Source organism: uncultured Algoriphagus sp., assembly GCF_963974835.1.
Lineage (GTDB): Bacteria > Bacteroidota > Bacteroidia > Cytophagales > Cyclobacteriaceae > Algoriphagus.
The window spans coordinates 54,345-73,229 of the sequence record NZ_CAXBET010000005.1; the positions used below are offsets into that span (position 1 = coordinate 54,345).

At 39.3% G+C, this 18,885-nt stretch carries 15 protein-coding genes; 5 read left to right on the forward strand and 10 right to left on the reverse strand.

What is annotated here, in order from left to right; all coding sequences use genetic code 11:
* Window positions 1-8 precede the first annotated feature (8 nt).
* The gene (locus AACZ73_RS11620; protein ID WP_339877996.1) at window positions 9-3,329 is read right to left on the reverse strand and encodes a TonB-dependent receptor; all 3,321 of its coding nucleotides are present in this window, start codon (window positions 3,327-3,329) and stop codon (window positions 9-11) included.
* A 1,500-nt stretch (window positions 3,330-4,829) separates the two neighbouring features.
* The gene (locus AACZ73_RS11625; RefSeq protein WP_339877998.1) at window positions 4,830-5,549 is read right to left on the reverse strand and encodes a sugar transferase; all 720 of its coding nucleotides are present in this window, start codon (window positions 5,547-5,549) and stop codon (window positions 4,830-4,832) included.
* A gap of 276 nt (window positions 5,550-5,825) precedes the next feature.
* Here AACZ73_RS11625 and AACZ73_RS11630 point away from each other — a divergent pair, with 276 nt between their 5' ends.
* From AACZ73_RS11630 to AACZ73_RS11640, 3 genes are read left to right on the forward strand one after another with little or no spacing between them, the layout of a single operon-like run.
* The gene (locus AACZ73_RS11630; protein WP_339878000.1) at window positions 5,826-6,653 is read left to right on the forward strand and encodes an alpha/beta hydrolase; all 828 of its coding nucleotides are present in this window, start codon (window positions 5,826-5,828) and stop codon (window positions 6,651-6,653) included.
* Window positions 6,646-7,872, forward strand: coding sequence for an ATP-binding protein (locus AACZ73_RS11635; protein ID WP_339878002.1), 1,227 nt, complete (start codon window positions 6,646-6,648; stop codon window positions 7,870-7,872). Before AACZ73_RS11630 ends, AACZ73_RS11635 begins: the two co-directional genes overlap by 8 nt.
* Window positions 7,862-8,263, forward strand: coding sequence for a response regulator (locus AACZ73_RS11640; protein WP_339878004.1), 402 nt, complete (start codon window positions 7,862-7,864; stop codon window positions 8,261-8,263). The genes AACZ73_RS11635 and AACZ73_RS11640 overlap by 11 nt, the downstream gene beginning before the upstream one ends.
* 329 nt (window positions 8,264-8,592) lie before the next feature.
* Here the strand turns inward: AACZ73_RS11640 and AACZ73_RS11645 are convergent, their stop codons facing one another.
* The 3 genes from AACZ73_RS11645 to AACZ73_RS11655 form a co-directional block, all read right to left on the reverse strand.
* Entirely contained in the window at window positions 8,593-10,251 is a 1,659-nt protein-coding gene (locus AACZ73_RS11645; RefSeq protein WP_339878005.1) for a sodium:calcium symporter, read from the reverse strand.
* Between the two features lie 49 nt (window positions 10,252-10,300).
* Window positions 10,301-10,792, reverse strand: coding sequence for a hypothetical protein (locus AACZ73_RS11650; protein ID WP_339878006.1), 492 nt, complete (start codon window positions 10,790-10,792; stop codon window positions 10,301-10,303).
* A gap of 68 nt (window positions 10,793-10,860) precedes the next feature.
* Window positions 10,861-11,205, reverse strand: a complete 345-nt coding sequence (locus AACZ73_RS11655) for a hypothetical protein (RefSeq protein ID WP_339878007.1) — start codon at window positions 11,203-11,205, stop codon at window positions 10,861-10,863.
* Window positions 11,206-11,435: 230 nt separating this feature from the next.
* Here AACZ73_RS11655 and AACZ73_RS11660 point away from each other — a divergent pair, with 230 nt between their 5' ends.
* Window positions 11,436-12,326, forward strand: a complete 891-nt coding sequence (locus AACZ73_RS11660; protein ID WP_339878008.1) for a bestrophin family ion channel — start codon at window positions 11,436-11,438, stop codon at window positions 12,324-12,326.
* Between the two features lie 54 nt (window positions 12,327-12,380).
* Here the strand turns inward: AACZ73_RS11660 and AACZ73_RS11665 are convergent, their stop codons facing one another.
* Window positions 12,381-13,847: a pyruvate kinase gene (locus AACZ73_RS11665; protein ID WP_339878009.1), complete on the reverse strand. Its 1,467-nt coding sequence runs from the start codon at window positions 13,845-13,847 to the stop codon at window positions 12,381-12,383.
* Window positions 13,848-14,178: 331 nt separating this feature from the next.
* Window positions 14,179-14,529: a helix-turn-helix domain-containing protein gene (locus tag AACZ73_RS11670; protein WP_339878010.1), complete on the reverse strand. Its 351-nt coding sequence runs from the start codon at window positions 14,527-14,529 to the stop codon at window positions 14,179-14,181.
* Window positions 14,530-14,635: 106 nt separating this feature from the next.
* On the opposite strand from AACZ73_RS11670, the gene AACZ73_RS11675 reads away from it, so the two are divergent.
* A complete protein-coding gene (locus AACZ73_RS11675) occupies window positions 14,636-15,265 on the forward strand; it encodes an NAD(P)H-dependent oxidoreductase (protein ID WP_339878011.1) in 630 nt (209 codons plus the stop codon).
* Window positions 15,266-15,425: 160 nt separating this feature from the next.
* Here AACZ73_RS11675 and AACZ73_RS11680 read toward each other — a convergent pair whose 3' ends face one another.
* The 3 genes from AACZ73_RS11680 to AACZ73_RS11690 all read right to left on the reverse strand — a co-directional run bounded on the left by AACZ73_RS11680 (window position 15,426) and on the right by AACZ73_RS11690 (window position 18,878).
* Window positions 15,426-16,508 (reverse strand): NAD(P)-binding domain-containing protein, encoded by a 1,083-nt coding sequence (locus tag AACZ73_RS11680; RefSeq protein WP_339878013.1) that lies wholly within the window; start codon window positions 16,506-16,508, stop codon window positions 15,426-15,428.
* Between the two features lie 10 nt (window positions 16,509-16,518).
* Window positions 16,519-17,541 carry an LLM class flavin-dependent oxidoreductase gene (locus tag AACZ73_RS11685; RefSeq protein ID WP_339878015.1) on the reverse strand — a complete coding sequence of 341 codons (1,023 nt, stop codon included), beginning with the start codon at window positions 17,539-17,541 and terminating at the stop codon, window positions 16,519-16,521.
* A 164-nt stretch (window positions 17,542-17,705) separates the two neighbouring features.
* Complete coding sequence (locus AACZ73_RS11690) at window positions 17,706-18,878, reverse strand: Pycsar system effector family protein (RefSeq protein WP_339878017.1); 1,173 nt, start codon at window positions 18,876-18,878, stop codon at window positions 17,706-17,708.
* Between the last annotated feature and the right edge of the window lie 7 nt (window positions 18,879-18,885).

An 18,885-nucleotide genomic window follows, 5' to 3' on the forward strand; every position in this document is an offset into this window, starting at 1 on the left:
TGTTCGAATTAGAAGTTTACTGTAAGTCCTGCAGAAATAGCTTTGAGCATAGGATAATTGTAGCCGTCTCCGCTGCTACCTCCACTCAGATCACGGTCAGATCCATAAATACTGGTTACGTCTGTGTCTTTGGTCCACTTATATAGAGAAGACCAAGTCCATAGATTCTCAGCTGAAACGTAAATTTTCACATCATTCGCCTTGATTTTTGATGTCAAGTGCTGTGGTAGCGTGTATCCCAACTGTATGTTTCGCAGACGGATATAGGCAACATTCTGCATATATCGGTCATTTGGCATATTTAGCGCGCGACCTGTTCCCTGGGCTATGTATCCAACCAATCTAGGTAGATAGGCGTCGAAATTGCCAAGCTCCTCCCGAAACATATTATCTTCATGCCAGCTAGGATATTGATTGTATGGTCGGTTATACTGCCCCCAGAAACGGGATTCACCGGATGGATACCAATCCTGCTTTAATACACCTTGGAAAAAGACTCCTATAAAAAATCCGTTCCAATCTGCATTTAAATTAATACCGTAGGTGTAACGTGGTTCTGAGTTACCAATAATGGATTTATCCCCTGAGTCACCTACCCGATTGGATCCATGATAAATCACATCGTCACCATCCAGGTTTTTGAATTTCAAATCACCCACATAGTTTTTCCGTGTATTGGTATTCGGAATATTTGATTGGGAAGGAGAATTAAGTATTTCTTCTTCGGAACGGAATAAACCTTCCACCTGATATCCCCAAATTTCCCCTACTCGTTGACCTTCATAATAATCTGTCAGATTTTTATCTGGATTGTTGTATTTTGTGATATAGGCTTTATAATCAGACATGGTAAGTCTGGCACTAAAATTAAAAGGCTTCTCACCCATAATAAATTCATCATTCCAGGTAACTGTGGCTTCCCAACCTGTGGTCTCGAGGTCCGCATAATTGCCTTTTGGCACAGTCGTACCATAGATTGCCGGCAAAGAAGGTCCCACCGTAAACATGTCTGAAGTCCAGCGACGGTATAAATCTGCAGTGAATTGAAGTTTATTGTTTACGCTTGCAAAATCCAACCCAATATCCCCTGTAGTAGAAGTTTCCCAAGTGAGTCCCTGAGGAACTACGCCAGGCATACTAGTTGCCTGTGGTCGCTGTCCGTTGATGATTCTGCCCATCTGGGAAATTGAGAAATTCTCTGTGAAGGAATAAGGGTCAATATTTCCATTACCTAAGGACCCGTAGGATGCACGTAGCTTCAGGCTGGTCAATAGACTAGGTTTAACTTCCCAGAATTGCTCCTCTGATACTGCCCAACCTACCGAAGCAGAAGGAAAGAATGCCCATTGCTGGTCTGTAGGAAATTTAGAAGAGCCATCATAGCGTCCGTTAACTTCCAAAAGGTAGCGCCCCATATAATCGTAATTCACTCGAAAAAATGAACCAGCAATAGCCCACTTTTGATAACCTCCATTGGTAACAATGCTCTGACCGAGTGCTAAGTTGATATCCTCGGCATCTGGAAATACAATACCATTTCGTCTGGCAGTTAGGTTTTCATAAACTGAGGATTCATAATTAAAGCCAACCAAAAGGCCTAGGTTATGCGAATTATTAAATGTTTTCTGGTAATTCGCATAAAGGTTTGTAGCATAATATTGCGTGGTATTTCTACGATCCTGAAGGTCATTTGTATTGGTACCGGTATACCCTGTAACGCCTTCATATCTGCTGTAAGGCATCTGAACCCTTTTCTGGAAATAGCTATTGTCATTTGACTGGAAGGTAAAGTTCCCATTTAGCGTCAACTCCTTATCAAATAACTCAGCCTTAGCAGCAAAACGGTTTTTTAGAAATCGCTGCACCTGATCTACTGCATTTCTTCCTATGTAATAATCTCCAACAGTATAAGCTGCCGGAAACGATAAAGAACCATCAGGATTGGTCAAAGGAGCTAGAGGATGGCCTTCATCTGCCAGATTTCTCCAAATACCACTACCTTCACCCACGTTCAATGGCTGATGGTAAGTCATTCTGGAATAATCCGTGTTATTCTCTATCTGCAGCCAAGGAGTTACCTGAATAGTCCCTTTGGCCCGGAGGTTATACATGGCATACTTATCTGAATTGTAGCGGAACAATCCGTCCTGCCCGTTATATCTTCCACTTACATAATATGAGGTCTTGTTATCCCCGCCAGTTACAGCTAGGTTATGATCTTGAGCAAAAAAGTTATCCTTGTATAATTCCTTGTACCAGTCAGTACTGTAGTAATATTGGTACTCCCCGGTAGATGGATTGACTTCTACCCTTGGAAGGGATGGGTCTTCCCACCTTCTTTTTATTTCTGCCAGATAGGCTGGAGAAAAAGGTAATGTTTTATTAATAGCCGTTGGCGTATTTCCATTGTCGTTCCAGTTAGACCACGCATCGCTAAAGCCTTTTGCCCAAGGATATGACTCAGTGATATTGTCAGGAACTGCTGTTGGGGATTTAGAAGAAAAATTGGATGAATAGGTCACGGAAATTTTTCCTTCAGTAGCAGATTTAGTAGTAATCAAAACCACCCCAAATGCTGCTCTTGCGCCATAAATAGAAGCAGATGCAGCATCTTTCAGCACAGTCACACTGGCGATATCATTAGGATTTAGCATTTTGGGATCACCTTCTACCCCATCTATCAAAATCAAAGCACTCCCCTGCTGACCAATAGATGTAGTACCACGGACATTGAATGAAGGAGACTGTGTAGGTTTACCATCGAGCATTCTAATGTTAAGGTTTGGGATAGCTCCCACCAGTCCTTGGGCGATATTGGAAATGGGTCTATTTTTAAACACCTCAGATTCAACTTGATCCACAGCCCCAGTAAGGTTTGCTCTCTTTTGCTGTCCATATCCTACTACCACTACTTCATCTAGGTTATTTTCGGTTTGAGCCAAGGACACATTCATCTCCAAGGATGAGCCTACTGTTAGCTCCTCTGTTTTATACCCGATAAAAGAATATTGTAATACCTGTCCGGGCGCAGCATCCAAAGTATATCTACCATCTAAATCGGTGACAGTACCTACCGTAGTTCCCTTTACCAATATTGAAACCCCTGGCATAGGATCGCCGAATTCGTCCTTTACTACACCGGAAATTTTCTCCATTTTTTTACTGAGAAAGCCCATAGCTTCTGCATGCCCTTCTGTAAAATCATCCGTCCCTTTGATGTCGATATCTGAGGAGTAGGCGAAAAGCGGCACTATACCCATGCATAGAGTCGCAATTCCCTTTGTCAATAGTTTGATAGACTTTACTATTAACGGTAATGTTTTTTGCATAATTTTAAATTGAAAGATGAAACATAGTTTCCCTCGATTTTCAGCCTGCGAAACTGTGGGATTGAGGGTAAATAATTTGTTTTGATTTCGCAGGAGCGTATTGCAGTACGTTCCTGTTTTTTTGCTTTAATCTTAATCTGTTACATAGGCACTACTTAAAATTTCCTTTTATCAATAGAATATCCTAAAGAACTGGGGTCTATATTTTGGTCAACTTGAAATCCAAAAGATGGATCAGTATTGATTCCAAGGAATATCGCTTTGAAAATCTTCCCTCTCTTGTTTGAAAAATTAGAGTGTGAATTATGAAGCTGTAGGATATTAGGGCAATCCAAAGTAAATTCTTTGAAAGACCTATTCAAAGCAGTTATTCAAACAGTAATGAAATGTTAATCACAAATTAATTTAAACTTAGCGAGGAAAAACTTGTATTATTTAAGACAAATTTTTATTGATTGGCGGGTAATACTGGATTCGATAATAAAGAATAGTAGAGTTTATCTGCTTCTTCGATTGAGGGACTCTTAAATGATATTAGTTAATCGCAAATCGAGGATTTAATATTTGATTAAAAAACAATTGAATTATTTAAATGACCTTTACATAACTCATCAGAAATCCAGTCGACATAAGTAGTGGGCCTGAAATTTCAATGAAGTTCATCGAAAAAATATTTAGCTCTGCAAGCCAATCGGTTGGAAAAGGGACAAAGAAAAAAAAATAAGTTTTTTTTTAATAAGTTAGGCAAGTGTTAAAACTAAAAATTACATTTTAGCCTAATTTCAAACCATAAAACTTTTGAAATCAAGCCATTACTTGTTCAAATTCCTCTATACAATCCTTGCAAGCAAGCGCTGATTTTTTGAATTCTACTTGCACGTAATTTTCAAAATTTGCAATGCAGGCATTACAGATGCCGACGCAGATTTGCATAAACTGACCTCGGTTAGCCTGGACTGATTCACATGCTGCGATACAATCCTGACATGCGTTAATACACAGTTCGCATAGTTTTATACACGAACTCATCTCCTCAATTCCTTTATATTTTTGTAACAGCTCATGGCAATTCCTAATGCAATTCTCCATTGCTTTGATACAATCGCTCTTTAATGAAATTAAATTAGTCATGGTAGTCTCGATTTTCATAACTAAAGCCAACTATTTGGCCAATTTTTCTTTAGCGCGTTTGATTTGCTAAAACAGCAGATTTTCTAAAAAAATCTAGAAATATTCATATATCAAATCAATTTTTAATCGGTATAAATATTCTCAATTTGTAACTAAAAATCCCTGTCCAAAACCATCAAAATTGACCGTACACATACAGAAAAGATAGTTTTTATGAGCTTGCTAAATCTTGGTAGAACGCTCACCGTATTCCTTTATTAAATATAGGATTTGAAATAGTTAAAAAGTATGGAAAAAGAAATCGGCAGCCATTACTGACTGCCGATTGATCTGAGCTTAGGGTAGCAACTTGATCCTTACATATCAAACTTATTTTCCTTTTTTATGAATCATTGTCATGAACGTGCTTGCGATTATTTTCAAATCAGTGAGTAAGTTAACCTGAGTCAGATACTGAAGGTCTAGACGCACTCGCTGACACATTTCTTCTACTGTCTCAGCATATCCATAATCCACCTGACCTATAGAAGTAATACCAGGACGTAACGCAAGAAGCTGAGCATATCTTGGTTGTCTAGCAACGATCTGTTTAATAAAGTGTGCCCGCTCTGGACGTGGTCCTACTACAGACATATCACCCATTAATACATTGAAGAACTGTGGAATCTCATCCAAATGAGTCTTTCTCATGAAATTTCCCCATGGAGTAATTCTTGGGTCGTTATCAGTAGTTAATTGTGGACCGTTAACTTCAGAATCCACGATCATACTTCTAAATTTCAAGATATTGAATGGTTGTCCATTCCTACCGATTCTTTCCTGCTTGTAAAATATCGGTCCCTTAGATGTAAGCTTAGTAATCAGCATCAGCGCAATAAAGACAGGTAATCCTGCGAGAATGGCTATAGACGAAAACAAAATATCAAAAGTCCTTTTGGCAATGTCCGTGGTAACGGCAATACCTTCGTTCATAGCCTGCGTAAGAGAGCTTTTTGAGATAGTGGCAAGGGAGAAAAGATCTGGAACCATTCTTCCTGATTGGTACCCTTTGAAAACAATTTCTTGTTGGTGTGAGCTATTAGGTGTCATTGGTTTGGTAGTTTAAGTCAATACTAGTTGGTAGTTGTAACTATCCAATTGGGATGCCAAGCCAAAACCTGCCTATTTTGCTGAAATCGCGGGGTATATAAGAAAAATAGTGTGGTGACACTACCCACATTGAGTTCGTGATTGCCAGATTTTACAATTTAACCCCCTATCTAGCTGCTTTTAAAGCTTACAATAATATGTCTCTAAACTTAAGATTTACGGAATCTTCTTTTATGGAAATATTTACTATTATTACCAACTTCAAACAGAATGATAATGCTCACCCAGAAAACTGCTTTCCCAATTTCAATCAGAAACAACGTAAAAATTCTGGGTAGCGGATCACAAACTATACTTTTTGCCAATGGCTTTGGATGCGATCAGAATATGTGGCGATATGTGACACCTTCATTTGAAGCTGATTACAGAATCATCCTCTTTGATTATGTTGGGTCAGGTGGATCAGATATAGCAGCATATGATTCATTGCGGTATTCCACCTTGCGTGGCTATACTAAAGATGTCTTGGAAATTTGCCAAGAGTTAGATTTAAGTAATGTGATTTTCGTAGGACATTCTGTAAGTGGGATGGTTGGCTTACTCGCGGCTATAGAGCAGCCGAAGTTTTTTAGCAAAATGATCATGATTAGCCCATCCCCATGTTACATCAATAATGGTGATTATATTGGTGGTTTTGAGCGTAAAGACATTGAAGGGCTATTGGAGATGATGGATAAGAATTACATAGGCTGGGCTAATTTTCTTGGACCTCATATCATGTCAAATGCCGATCGACCGCAATTGGGGGAAGAGCTTACCGAGAGCTTTTGCTCAACTGACCCGTTAATTGCCAGGAATTTTGCTGAGGCAACCTTCTTAAGTGACAACCGACAGGATTTATCTTTAAATACAATAGAAACTTTAGTACTACAAAGTTCCGAAGATATGATCGCACCTACTGAGATAGGTGAATATCTCGCTTCAAATTTACCGCATAGCACATTGCAATTCATGGATGCCACCGGCCATTGCCCCCACATGAGTCATCCAGAGGAAGTGATTGGATTAATGAAAAATTTTCTAGTAAGAGAAAGCAATGCATGATTTCTATCAGAATAATCCCTGCGTTTGTTTTTCTTCATCTGCAGATGGATTAATTATCGAAGTCAATCAAACCTTATGTCAATTCCTTGGATATTCCCGGGAGGAATTGATTGGGCAAAAACTTGAAAAAATATTTTCACTAGCCACCCGAATTTTCCATCAAACTCATTTTTATCCCCTACTTCAGCTAAAAGGCCATGCTGAGGAAATTTACATTACCCTTAGAAGCAAGTCAAAAGATGATCTGGCACTTCTGATTAATGCAGTACGAACTGATGCTGACGGGAATTATCAGTTGCATTATGCAGGAATTCCTATTCGTGAGCGTAAAAAATACGAGGATGAAATCGTAGCTGCTAGAAAAGCTGCAGAAAAGGCTTTGGCTGAGAACCACGAACTAAAAGTAGCAAAGGAAGATCTACAAGAACAAAGTGAAAAACTGGATCAGCAAGTGGCATTAGCAAAAATCCAAAATCAGGAACTAATGCAGATCAACCATTTGGTAACTCATACTTTGCAGGAACCTGTCCGTAAACTCATGTATTTCTCTAGCAAGTTCAGTGAGAATGAAGTCAAAAGCGAAAAGGAGAATCAGCAGATCAGAAAGACAATCGAGGATATGCAGGAGAAGCTGAAGGGATTGCAGCAATACGTTTGGCTAGCCAACGGTAAACTGACTATCCAAGAAGTAAGGCTCTCTGATTTATTTAGATTAGCTGAGGAAAAACTAAGATCAGAAAATCCTGACTTGACTATCAGTATCGACTTTAAAGAAATTCCGATTATTGAGGCGGACTATGCCCAGATGAAACTATTAATTCTGGAAATTATATCTAACTCAATCCAATTTAGAAAGCCTGGGAATTTGGCCAGCTTGGAAGTGAATTTTAGTATTGTCCCAATACAACATTTACAGGAATTATCCGGGGATCATAAAAACGCTTCGTTTCTAAAGCTACAGATACAGGATTCAGGAATTGGCTTTGACGACAACTACCAAGAGCAGGTTTTTGAGTTTTTCCGTAAGCTGCATCCTAGTGTTGGACAGGGAATTGGTCTTTCACTTTGCAAAAAAATAATTGAAAACCATGGAGGATCTATTTTTATAAAAAGCCAGCCTGGTGAGGGCACTTGTGTAAATCTATTTTTACCTTTGAAACAAGAAAATTCTATACATTTACCTTCGCAAAAAACGAAAGACGAATTAAGTGAAAGCTAAAGAGAAAGTAATTCTCCATGTTGACGACGATCCTGAAGACAGGGATCTTTTGCGGGAAGTGATGTTAAAGGTAGATCCAAACGTGAGAATGACTTTTGCAATTAATGGGCTTCAGGCATTGGAAACATTAAATCTAGCTAAAGAAAACCATTCACTCCCTAGTCTGATTGTGCTTGATTTGAATATGCCCTATCTCAATGGCAGACAGACATTTGAGCAAATCAAAGCAGATAACTATCTTCGCTCGATTCCCATAGTAGTGCTTTCTTCAGGAGAAAATCCAGCAGACAAATTAGTGTTTAGTCAAGCTGGTATAGATTATTTTAACAAGCCTATTGAATTTTCAGCACTGAAAGCCATTGGTAGCCACTTAGCAAACCTGTGCTCCTAATTTTTTTATTTTTAAGTTAGAATCTGCAACCTTAATTTTTACGGAGCAAAATTATCCTCATCTGAATAGAATTCATTTTTCACTCTGGGCAAAAATATCAAACCTCTGCTGCTAAGGAGATTACAATAAACACAAGGGAAAGTTAATTGGGACCTTAATGCACTTGACTGTAATCGACTAATTAAAGGAGTCCTTTACGCATTAAGTAGCATTCAATGAAATCGATGGAAAGTTAGTTCGAATTTGGCTTCTTCATAACCTGGTAGAAGCAATATCCGGTAAATAGAATTACCAAAAGTTGAACTCCAATGCAAAGAAGTAATGCTGAATTATTCATGAGAAATGGATTTACGTTTGATGCCTGAATACCATACAAGGACTGCTATAAACATAAAGAGCACAAGCATTTGTATACGGGCAAGAGTAGAGAATAAGATTTTTTTATCATAAAATTCGCCGTTTTCTGGGTCGGAAAACCTGAGAAGCTTCAGGTCATCGTGAGTCAGCTTGGAGATCAATGAGCTTGGATCTAAGGTCCAACCTTCTCCAGTGGTTATGCTAGCGAAAGCAGCACTCCAGTTGTTACCTTCAGGAGTGATCAAAGCACTTAGCAGCACCAATAACAAAAGCACCGGAGTGATGTACTTCATGATCCACTTGTAGCCTATCGGAATACGGATATCTGCTCCACGATTTAACTCCGTCCACCCATTTTCCATCCCAAAAACCCAGGTAAACAATATCATTTCCAGCAAAGCAAACACGACCAAACTTACAGTTCCTGCCCAATAATCGTATTCGTCGAAATAGCCATATTGGTAAAAAAGAATAGTAGGCAATCCCATTATCAGAGCCAGAACACCAAAGCTTAGAGCGCCTTTTACCTTTCCCCATCCAAATTCATCCTCCATGAATCCCATCCAAGGAGTCCCCATAGCCAAAGACGAAGTGATGCCTGCAAAGAAAAGAAGGCCAAACCAACAAATCCCTGCTATAGCACCGAATATTTCCCCCCACTGCACAAACAAATAAGGCATGGTCTGAAATGCCATTCCAAATCCGGCGTTTTCAATGATCCAGTCCAATCCTAGAAATCCTGCCGCAATTGGGATTACGATAGCACTTCCCAGCACAATTTCTACTAACTCATTGGTGAAGCCCGAAGTAAGGGAATTCAGAGCTATATCTTCGTTTTCTTTCAGGTAAGAAGCATAGCATTGAATAGAACCCATCCCTACCGAAAGCGTGAAAAATATCTGTCCTGCTGCGGCAAGCCAAACTTTTGGATCAAACAAAGAACCGTACTGAGGAGTCCACAGAAAATTGATTCCGTCCCAAGCATTTGCATCAGGAAAAGCAGCAGATGCATTCGCTGCGCCCATGGTCCAGCCCTTAAACGCTAGTACAGCTCCAAACAAGATTAGAAGCGGCATTCCTATCTTCGCTACTTTTTCTATTCCACCAAGTCCGGTGGAAAGTATGTAAATGTTAATTCCTAACACTAGAATATACACCAGTACTGGAAGGTACGGGATCCCAAAATTTGATCCATTGAGATTCACATACTGGACAAAAAACTCGCTGACTTCAGCTTGGGTCATTTGGGTAAATGTCCCGATTACCGTATGAATAACATAAATAAATGTCCAGGACTCAATGTAAGTGTAGTAAGCGACTACAGCAACGTTTGTGAAAATGCCAAAGACTCCAATGTACTTCCACCAGTTCCTTTTACTCATAGAATCCAAAATATACGGAGTACTATGATTTCCCTTTTTACCACCAAATCTACCTATGGACCACTCGGTAAATAATAGGGGGATGCCCATCAGTATAAAACAAACTAAGTATGGAATGATAAAAGATCCTCCTCCATTTTGGATAGCTTGTACAGGAAACCTTAGAAAGTTTCCCAATCCAACTGCATTTCCAGCCATCGCCAGAATTAGACCTATTCTTGATCCCCAAGAATCGCTTTGCTTCGCCATAACTACAAGTGGGAAATAAGGGCATCCATCAGGATGCCCTTATAGTGGTTTAATTTAATTGCTTATTTAAAATTGCTACCCATTTATCGGCCATTACAGTTTCCCCTAAAAGATCTGAATACATCTCTGCATCATAAATCTCTAGGGCGACAGGTTCTGCTGAGGGTAGTTTAGGAATCAGTTGCAATCCTACATATTCCGGGAGCTTAGTGGTCAGTTCTTTACCATTTTCTACCTGGAATTTTTTAATAAGTTGAACATTCTTATACTCAGCCAAATCCAAACTATAGCTAATACTATCGGTATCGTTACGTAGGTAAACCAACACATTTTCTTTCTGGTCCAACCCTAGTGCATAGCGACACCTCCACGTATCGACCTCCGTGGGATTGGCACCTTTTCGGTTTGCCAAATCATTTAGATTGGCTAATAGCTTTTTATTAATTGCTTTGTTTTTTTGTCCATGATAAATGAACGGTACGCTAAATGCGAACATTAATAGACATGACATGGTCAATGTCACAGGTTCTATAGTAAACATATGAGATGATAGTAAGGTGAATAAAATAAGTGCTGGTCAAGTAGATGACCATGGATTTTATTCGAATCTTACCAAGTATGGAAGAAATGCATAAAAGTCTCTTTCACATCGAATAGTGGCAGAGATTTCTTGAAAAATGAAGGTTGGTGAAAACCTTTTCCTACAACTATATTCAGTGAATCCCAGTTGGAATTAAATTTGGACCATACAGTCCAATCTACTGAGAAGGGTGGAGTTTTCGGAACTTCATTAGATCCGAGAAGATGAATTGTAGGAGTTAAAGATTCCTGAAGTGTAGCTAGGCTGTCTTCACGCACGCTGTGGTGCTCAGCCTGGACAGGAAACGACATAAAAGCAGTGAAGCTTACAAGCCATATGAGGCCAAGAAAGAATGCAATCTGCTTTTTACGCATGGTAGTCACTAAGAAATCTTTTGCAAGTTAAATGAATAATAAATGGATTTACAACAAGCAACGTTATCCAATTATTTTAAATTTTATTAATATCCTAAATGATGTAAATGAGGATAATTTGTGATCGTATAGCGCAAGTGTACTAAACCCAAATAATCCTAGTCAAACTACCCTTTGAGGGTTATTATTCAAACCAGACATTATAATCTTAACTTTAAGCAAAAATATCAATGCTGCTGAATCAAAGAATATCTATCCTATACTTTTTAAAATCTATAAAAGTGGACATTGCTATTATCATAGCATTTTCAATAGTCGTAGGGATATTTCATCAATACGGATTTTTTGATAAAATTTCAGTACCCATCAGTATAACTGCTATTTTTGGTACCGCGGTGGCCTTGCTGCTGGCCTTCAGAACCAATCAGGCCTACGATCGATGGTGGGAGGCAAGAATAATCTGGGGAGCTATCGTGAATGATTCCCGAACACTCATTCGTCAGAGCATCTCTCTTTTTGACAGGGATCACCAGGATTATGATTTGATGGTAAAGGATATGGCTTTTCGTCAGATTATCTGGTGTTATGCGCTTGGAGAATCCTTAAGAACTTTGCCTTTTTCAGCCAAAGTAGTTCGTTATGCGAATGCAAAGGGACTCGATAATTCCAATATCCCAAACGAATTGCTATCAAAACATTCCGAAACTCTGAGAAAATGCCATCAGAATAAATTAGTAAATGATTACCAGCAGGTACAGATAGACAGCACAATAGCTAGGTTGTGTGATTCCATGGGGAAATGTGAGCGGATCAAAAATACAGTCTTTCCAAAGGCCCACTGTATGCTGATCCATACCATCATCTATGTTTTCGCAGCAATGCTTCCATTTGGGTTGGCGGATAGGTTTCTCATGGTAGAGATAGTGCTCACCATGGGTATCCCGATTATATTCATAGCTATTGAAAAGACCTCTGTCCTAATGCAGGATCCCTTTGAAAATCAGGCTTTAGACACTCCGATGACTGATCTAGCTCAAACGATTGAGATCAATATTAAAGAGATGATAGGAGAAAATCGCATTCCGGAGAAGGAAGATCCAGAATCCTATTATGTCCTTTAGTAAGAAATTTTAGAATCAGCTTTCAATTCATTTTACCTAAGCTAATGCATCCAATCAGCGATTTGGATGGAGAAAAAAATTCTTCGCAATTCCAAGTTCCCTAAATACCAACCGGTTTTTCATTTTCAAGCCGCGGCTTCTTTTTGCTATGTCCCTTAAGGTTTTGAGTACTTTAAGAGTATGATCACCTTTATTGATCATTATGCATTCTGCCATTGATGCCCGCCCCGCGTCTGTGATTTCTGCACGAGATGCTATTCCGGATTTATGAAGGTTTTCCAAAACTTGAGTAGCCCAGATTACAGGGGTATGTGCTGCTTCGCAAAGCCAGGAAATTTCCTCTTGAATTTCCACCAGTCTTTCAAAACCAATTTCCACCGCCAAATCTCCACGTGCGATCATAATCCCAAAATGAGGTTGTTTCATTCCTTCCAAAAGTAATTGGGGCAAATTATCCACTGCTTCTTTGGTTTCGATTTTCAAGATAACTGGGGGAATATCACTGGAAAAACCTGAAAGTTTGGACCTAAGATCTTCCAGATCCGAAGCCTTACGAACAAAGGAAAAACCAACAGTGTCGGCGTGGCTCATCACGAAAGGAAGACAGGCGATATCATACGCTGTCAATGAAGATATGGGCAGTTCTGTATCAGGAAAATTGATACCTTTTTCCGCTTTTATTTTGGATTTTTTGGAAGAATCACGTTCTATTTTCAAGCGAATACCGTGAGACAACACTTCGTCCACCCTTGCCATAATTAATCCATCGTCTATAAACACACGCTCACCTACCTTCATGGCATTTATTACACCTTCCTCGCCCGGGGTGATTACTACATCTTTATCCGAGAAAAAATCCGCTGATTCGGCCAACCAAATAGTATCTCCCTGATTGATTTTTACTTTTCCTTTTTTTTCTCCTTTTTTCAGAAGAACCACTCGAAGCTTAGGACCGGCAAGATCAATATGAATTTTACATTCTATTTTTTCTTTTGCACTCTGCTGTCGGATTTTCAAGATCATCTTTTCCCACACCTGCTCATCATCATGCGCGCAGTTGATTCTGGCAACTGCCATCCCATTTCTAAGCAGATTACAGATAGCGTGCTCCTTAGTCAAAAAAGAAGGATCCATCGTGACCATGATAGATGAAGGCCACTCCCTATGAGTATGCCCAAACAAAACTTCACTCGTCTGGGTAATACGCTCTGCTCCATATTCCGCTGAGCTTGGATCCTTTTTTTCAAACTGGCATCCGAGTCGCTCTAATGTAGACTGAATCTGAAAATGCGTGTGACTTTCACAGCTTGCTAAAGAAGAAAGTCCCATCAGATGCAGATCGTGCTGTAGCTCTTGGATATCTGTCTTTCTTAAAACCAGATACTTAAGCAAGTTATTTGCAGAAATTTTACTATCTGGATAAATCTGAGATAGAATTTCAGAAAACTCGCCGCCTATTTTATCCATTTCAGATTCTAGAGCTTTAAGCTTTGTTGTGATTTCGCCAAGATTGGAATGCATCTGATTAAATTTTCAGTTACCGTATATTTTTAAAAACTTTATCAGCAATTATGCCAGCATTAAGGCAAATATGCTTTAACACCCGTCTAAAAGACTTGCAAAAAATACAAAATTGGATAGTTAGTAATCCCTTAAACCTATATGATTCATGTGGTATAAAAGTACATTCGTTAGTTAAGGGATAAATTATTTAAAAATCAATGAGCTTTCATGAATTGCTTTGCTAACAGGTGATCCAAACCAAATCAGTAAAAGTTACTTCTGAGACAATAGTGCCTGAGGCACGTTTGTTGAAAAGTCTCTGCAGCAGTAATTTTATCTTAAGATCAGACTATTTACCTATGATTTTCTTTCTGTGGCTGAAACCCCATTCGGCAATGGTGGTGGTTAAATTTTTAAGCGTAGATCCATATTCTGTTATTTCGTACTCTACAGTTACTGGCTGGGTCTCTAGCACAACTCTTTTAATCAATTGATGAATTTCTAATTCTTTCAATTCGCGACTCAACATTCTTCCTGAAATACCTTTTACCTCTCTAAGCAATTCAGAATAACGCATTTTTTTGAAACATAGGCAGGCAATTATTGAAACTTTCCATTTACCACTCAGCAAGTCCATCACATCGTTAATTGCTAGAATAGTATGACTGCATTCTTTCATTATGTCCATTCCTTTTTCCATATGAATTACCAGGTTACATGAATGTAACTATTACTTTTAGGCACTAAGTTACAAAAAGTAACTATTCAAGTATATTTTTGCTTTATAATTTTAACGATAAATAGCAATGAAACTAATTGACGATTTAAAATGGCGATACGCCACTAAAAAATTCAGTAATAAGAAAGTTGAAAATGAAGATGTAGAAAAAATAATTGAAGCAATTAACCTCTCTGCATCTTCCATAGGTATGCAGACCTATCGGCTTGTGGTTATTGATAACCAAGCTTTAAAAAAGGAGCTGGGAGAAGGCTCATTTAATTCTCAGATTGCCGAATCATCCCACCTATTGGTATTTGCTGCATTCGCCTCGATCAATCAAGAGGACATTGATTCATATATTGAGCTTGTCGCCAAAGAAAGAGATATACCAGTTGAAAATTTAACTGATTTCAAAACCTCTATCTCCGGCCATATTTTATCACAGACCGACAACGATAATTTTATATGGTCAGCCAAACAGGCATACATAGCTTTAGGTACAGGAATCATTGCGGCAGCAACATTGAAAATAGATGCCACCCCAATGGAAGGTTTTGACAGTGAGAAATTTGATAAAATCCTTGGGTTGAAAGAAAGAAATCTTAAAAGTGTAGTCCTGCTTGCATTAGGATATCGCGATGAGGAACATGACTATCTCGCTAAACTTAAAAAGGTAAGAATATCAAAACAGGAATTTGCTATAATTGTAAATTGATAGATTTTGGTGTTAAATAATTGATTTCTAACCTATCAATAGATTTTCATGCTTACAGTAATTCTATGTGCTCTGCTCTTTTAAGGTCAGACCACATAGAATTAATTAAAATATGGTGGATACAACTACTACAAGTTTAAAGATTTCTATTCTCTGATTCTTATATCTGCAATGTATTCACCAATTCCCTAGCAGCTGCAGCTCCTGCCCTGTTTGCCCCGATAGTTGACGCAGAAGGACCATATCCTACCAAATGAATTCTAGGTTCTTTTTCTACTTCGGTTGCCAATCTTCCGGACATCTTAATACCTCCCCCATCTTCTCTGGGAACCACCAGATCCAAATGAGACATTGGCCATCTAAAACCAGTATTCCAAAAAATCACATCTGCTTTAATTGCAGTACCATCTTCCCATTTCACTCCGTTTTTGGTGATTTCGCTAAACATAGGAAAACGCCGAAGGACTCCTCTTTTTTCCATAGCTTCAATTTCAGGAGTAAAGGGCAATCCAGTGACAGATACCACAGACTGAGGCAATAATCCATTTCTTACACGCTCTTCTACCCTAGCCACTGCCCTACTTCCAGCCATATCGTCAAAGGGCACTTTTCTGAATTCCGGTGGTCTTCTTGTGACCCAGGTAGTAGAAGTAACTTTGGAGATCTGATCCAACAATTGAATTGCAGATATGCCTCCGCCTACTATAATTATATGTTTGCCTTTGAAATAGTCTGCATTTTTATAGTCACGGGTGTGTAATTGCTCGCCTTCAAAAAGTTCTGCACCTGGATATTCCGGTATATAAGGACTTTCCCATGTTCCTGTAGCATTAATGATTCCCAACGATGAAAAAGCAAGGGTAGAAGTATCAATGAAAAACCGGTTTTCTTGCAAATACACTTTTTCCACTTTTATTGGCCTGTATACTTGAAGTCCAAATTTCTTCTCATACAAATCGAAGTAATGGGGAACCGCAGAATTCGCCTGCACTTCGTTGTCTTTGGTTTCCACTGTTTCTTCAAATGACATCTCAGGCAAATCATGAATACGGTTTACTGTACTTAAGGTAAGGGAATCCCAGCGGGATTGCCAGGCTCCACCTGCCTTTGGTGATTCATCCAAGACTATAAAATCGGGACCAACCTTAAAACCCATTTTTTTGAGGTGGTATGCTGCTGAAAGCCCAGCCTGTCCAGCTCCGATGATTACGATTTTGGTCTTATAGCGGATTTTGACTGCCATGAATCTCTCCTTACCGCCATCCTAATTCCGGCGCTACGTACTTCAATATGGATTCGAGGACATGAACACTATACTCCACTCCCAATGTATTGGGGATGGTTAATAGAAGGGTATCAGCTTCCTGAATTGCTTCATCCTGAGCTAGCTCCTTGATCAGTTTTTCCGGTTCGGCAGCATAACTTCTTCCGAAAATAGCACTCTTATCTGCCTCTATCATTCCCACCTTATCTCTCCTGTTCGCTTCACCTCCGAAATAGTATTTATCCTGATCATTTACCAAGGCAAAGATGGATCTACTCACAGAGACACGTGGTTCCCGCTGATGACCTGCCTTTTTCCAGGCTTCCTTATACGCTCTGATTTGTTCTGCTTGTTGAATATGAAAAGGCTTTCCACTCTCGTCATATTTCAAGGTAGAACTTTGGAGATTCATGCCAACTTCCGCCGCCCATATGGCAGTAGCATCTGAAGCAGACCCCCACCAAATGCGGTCACGCAAACCTTCTGAGTAAGGCTCAATCCGTAATAACCCCGGCGGGTTGGGAAACATCGGATTTGGATTTGGCTGCGCAAAGCCTACACCATCAAGTTTATTGAAAAACTCCAACGCTTTCCTTCTACCCATCTCAGCATCCGTCTCACCTTCTTCCAAATCGTAACCAAAGTATTTCCATCCATCAATTACCTGCTCAGGTGAACCTCTGCTCACTCCCAACTGCAGACGGCCTTCTGAAATCAAATCAGCAGCACCCGCATTTTCCACCATGTATGAAGGGTTTTCATAGCGCATATCGATAACGCCAGTCCCTATTTCAATTTTTTTGGTTTTGGCTCCAATGGCAGCCAACAACGGAAAAGGTGAAGCCAGTTGCTGAGCAAAATGGTGAACACGAAAATATGCTCCGTCCATTCCTATTTCTTCAGCAGCAACTGCCAGATCTATCGACTGAAGCAAGGTATCACTTGCGGTATTAGCTTGGTAGGAAGGGTGATTTGCCCAATGTCCAAAGGATAAAAATCCTATTTTTTTCATGTGATCAGTATTTGGTTTTCAAAGGTCATCCCTCTACTTAATTAAAGCGAAGGTCTTTGCATTTACTATAATCCCCACAACCCAATTCGAATAGTGATGACTATTTGTTTTAGGCAGACGGAGTTGTGATTATTTATTTGCTTACCAGACTTTAGAATCCAAGTCTAATACTGTACAGGGTCAAAAAAGAGTGTTGCCACGAGAAACGAGATTACTGATATGACAAATCCGAACATAAAAATATTGTAGCTTTTCCTGAGTAATTGATACTTTTTCGACAGCACTTTACCTAGAAAATAAATATCTGTAATCATGCTGTCGTAGAGGAAATTACCATCCTCCATTAAGGCATGCATTCCGTCTTTATACTCGGAAAGTGGCATCTCATGAAAATTTCCAAAATAAAGAAGGTTGCCCTGCTTCTTAAGAATGTCCTCTTTGGTCACCACACCTGTCGTAACTTTCGGTCTGGTCGATAAAATCGCAAAAACCATTGCTGTAAGGCAGGTAGCCACCAGCATAAAAGTAGGAACGATATAATTGGGGTATTCCTCCAGTTTTCGGATTAAGACTGTCACCACAATTGAGATAATGATCGAATTTACAGAGATCATTATGTTTGCTTTGTTATCAGCCAAGGAAGATAGTTCCAAATGATTGGTAGATGTAACACGAAACATAGTTTCTACTCCCCGCTCTGACTTCTTTTTCTTTTCTTTTTTATCGGAATCGTGTTCCTCTTCAGCCTCTTTTATTTTCATATCCAATAATTCCAAATTTTTGTCTTTACCTGGCTGCAAATATTTTTTCGCATAATCTGTATGGTAGTGGTGAGCTGTCATAAATTGTTTACTTCCCTTCAGCCACTCGACAAGTGATATATTACCATACCCAGAATTCTCTTTTTCTTTCTTCAGTAACATCGTCTGATCGAAAAACTGATCTGAACTTAAATGGGATAAATCCGAATCACAAATAATTTGTTCCAACAGATTTTGTGGATTCTGAGGAATCCTTGTGGAAAGAATAATAGATTTAATCCTGTCAATCCTTTCTTTACGGATTCCCAACTCCGCTAAGCATTCCTCTGCCATGGTGGCTCCCCTGGCTTCATGACCTTCGCCTTTTCCTTCCCAGTATCCGACATCATGCATCCACGCTGCAAAAAACAAATCCTCCTGCTCTTCATTTTCGAGTTGGTAATAATCCCCTATTATCCGTACCCACTTGACTATGTGTAATGTATGGTCAAGGTTATGATAGCAAATCTCTGATTTTTGCCTATACTCAAACATTTCCCTTATCCAGGATTCAAATTTTTCCAGTTGCTTATCCACAGCTATT

Excerpts from the sequence above, each read along its gene's own strand:
- AACZ73_RS11650 (WP_339878006.1), bottom strand. The coding sequence starts at position 10,792 with ATGTTTACTATAGAACCTGTGACATTGACCATGTCATGTCTATTAATG.
- AACZ73_RS11670 (WP_339878010.1), bottom strand. The coding sequence starts at position 14,529 with ATGGAAAAAGGAATGGACATAATGAAAGAATGCAGTCATACTATTCTA.
- AACZ73_RS11680 (WP_339878013.1), bottom strand. The coding sequence starts at position 16,508 with ATGGCAGTCAAAATCCGCTATAAGACCAAAATCGTAATCATCGGAGCT.
- AACZ73_RS11625 (WP_339877998.1), bottom strand. The coding sequence starts at position 5,549 with ATGACACCTAATAGCTCACACCAACAAGAAATTGTTTTCAAAGGGTAC.
- AACZ73_RS11665 (WP_339878009.1), bottom strand. The coding sequence starts at position 13,847 with ATGCATTCCAATCTTGGCGAAATCACAACAAAGCTTAAAGCTCTAGAA.
- AACZ73_RS11645 (WP_339878005.1), bottom strand. The coding sequence starts at position 10,251 with ATGGCGAAGCAAAGCGATTCTTGGGGATCAAGAATAGGTCTAATTCTG.
- AACZ73_RS11660 (WP_339878008.1), top strand. The coding sequence starts at position 11,436 with ATGCTGCTGAATCAAAGAATATCTATCCTATACTTTTTAAAATCTATA.
- AACZ73_RS11620 (WP_339877996.1), bottom strand. The coding sequence starts at position 3,329 with ATGCAAAAAACATTACCGTTAATAGTAAAGTCTATCAAACTATTGACA.
- AACZ73_RS11635 (WP_339878002.1), top strand. The coding sequence starts at position 6,646 with ATGCATGATTTCTATCAGAATAATCCCTGCGTTTGTTTTTCTTCATCT.
- AACZ73_RS11675 (WP_339878011.1), top strand. The coding sequence starts at position 14,636 with ATGAAACTAATTGACGATTTAAAATGGCGATACGCCACTAAAAAATTC.
- AACZ73_RS11630 (WP_339878000.1), top strand. The coding sequence starts at position 5,826 with ATGCTCACCCAGAAAACTGCTTTCCCAATTTCAATCAGAAACAACGTA.
- AACZ73_RS11685 (WP_339878015.1), bottom strand. The coding sequence starts at position 17,541 with ATGAAAAAAATAGGATTTTTATCCTTTGGACATTGGGCAAATCACCCT.
- AACZ73_RS11655 (WP_339878007.1), bottom strand. The coding sequence starts at position 11,205 with ATGCGTAAAAAGCAGATTGCATTCTTTCTTGGCCTCATATGGCTTGTA.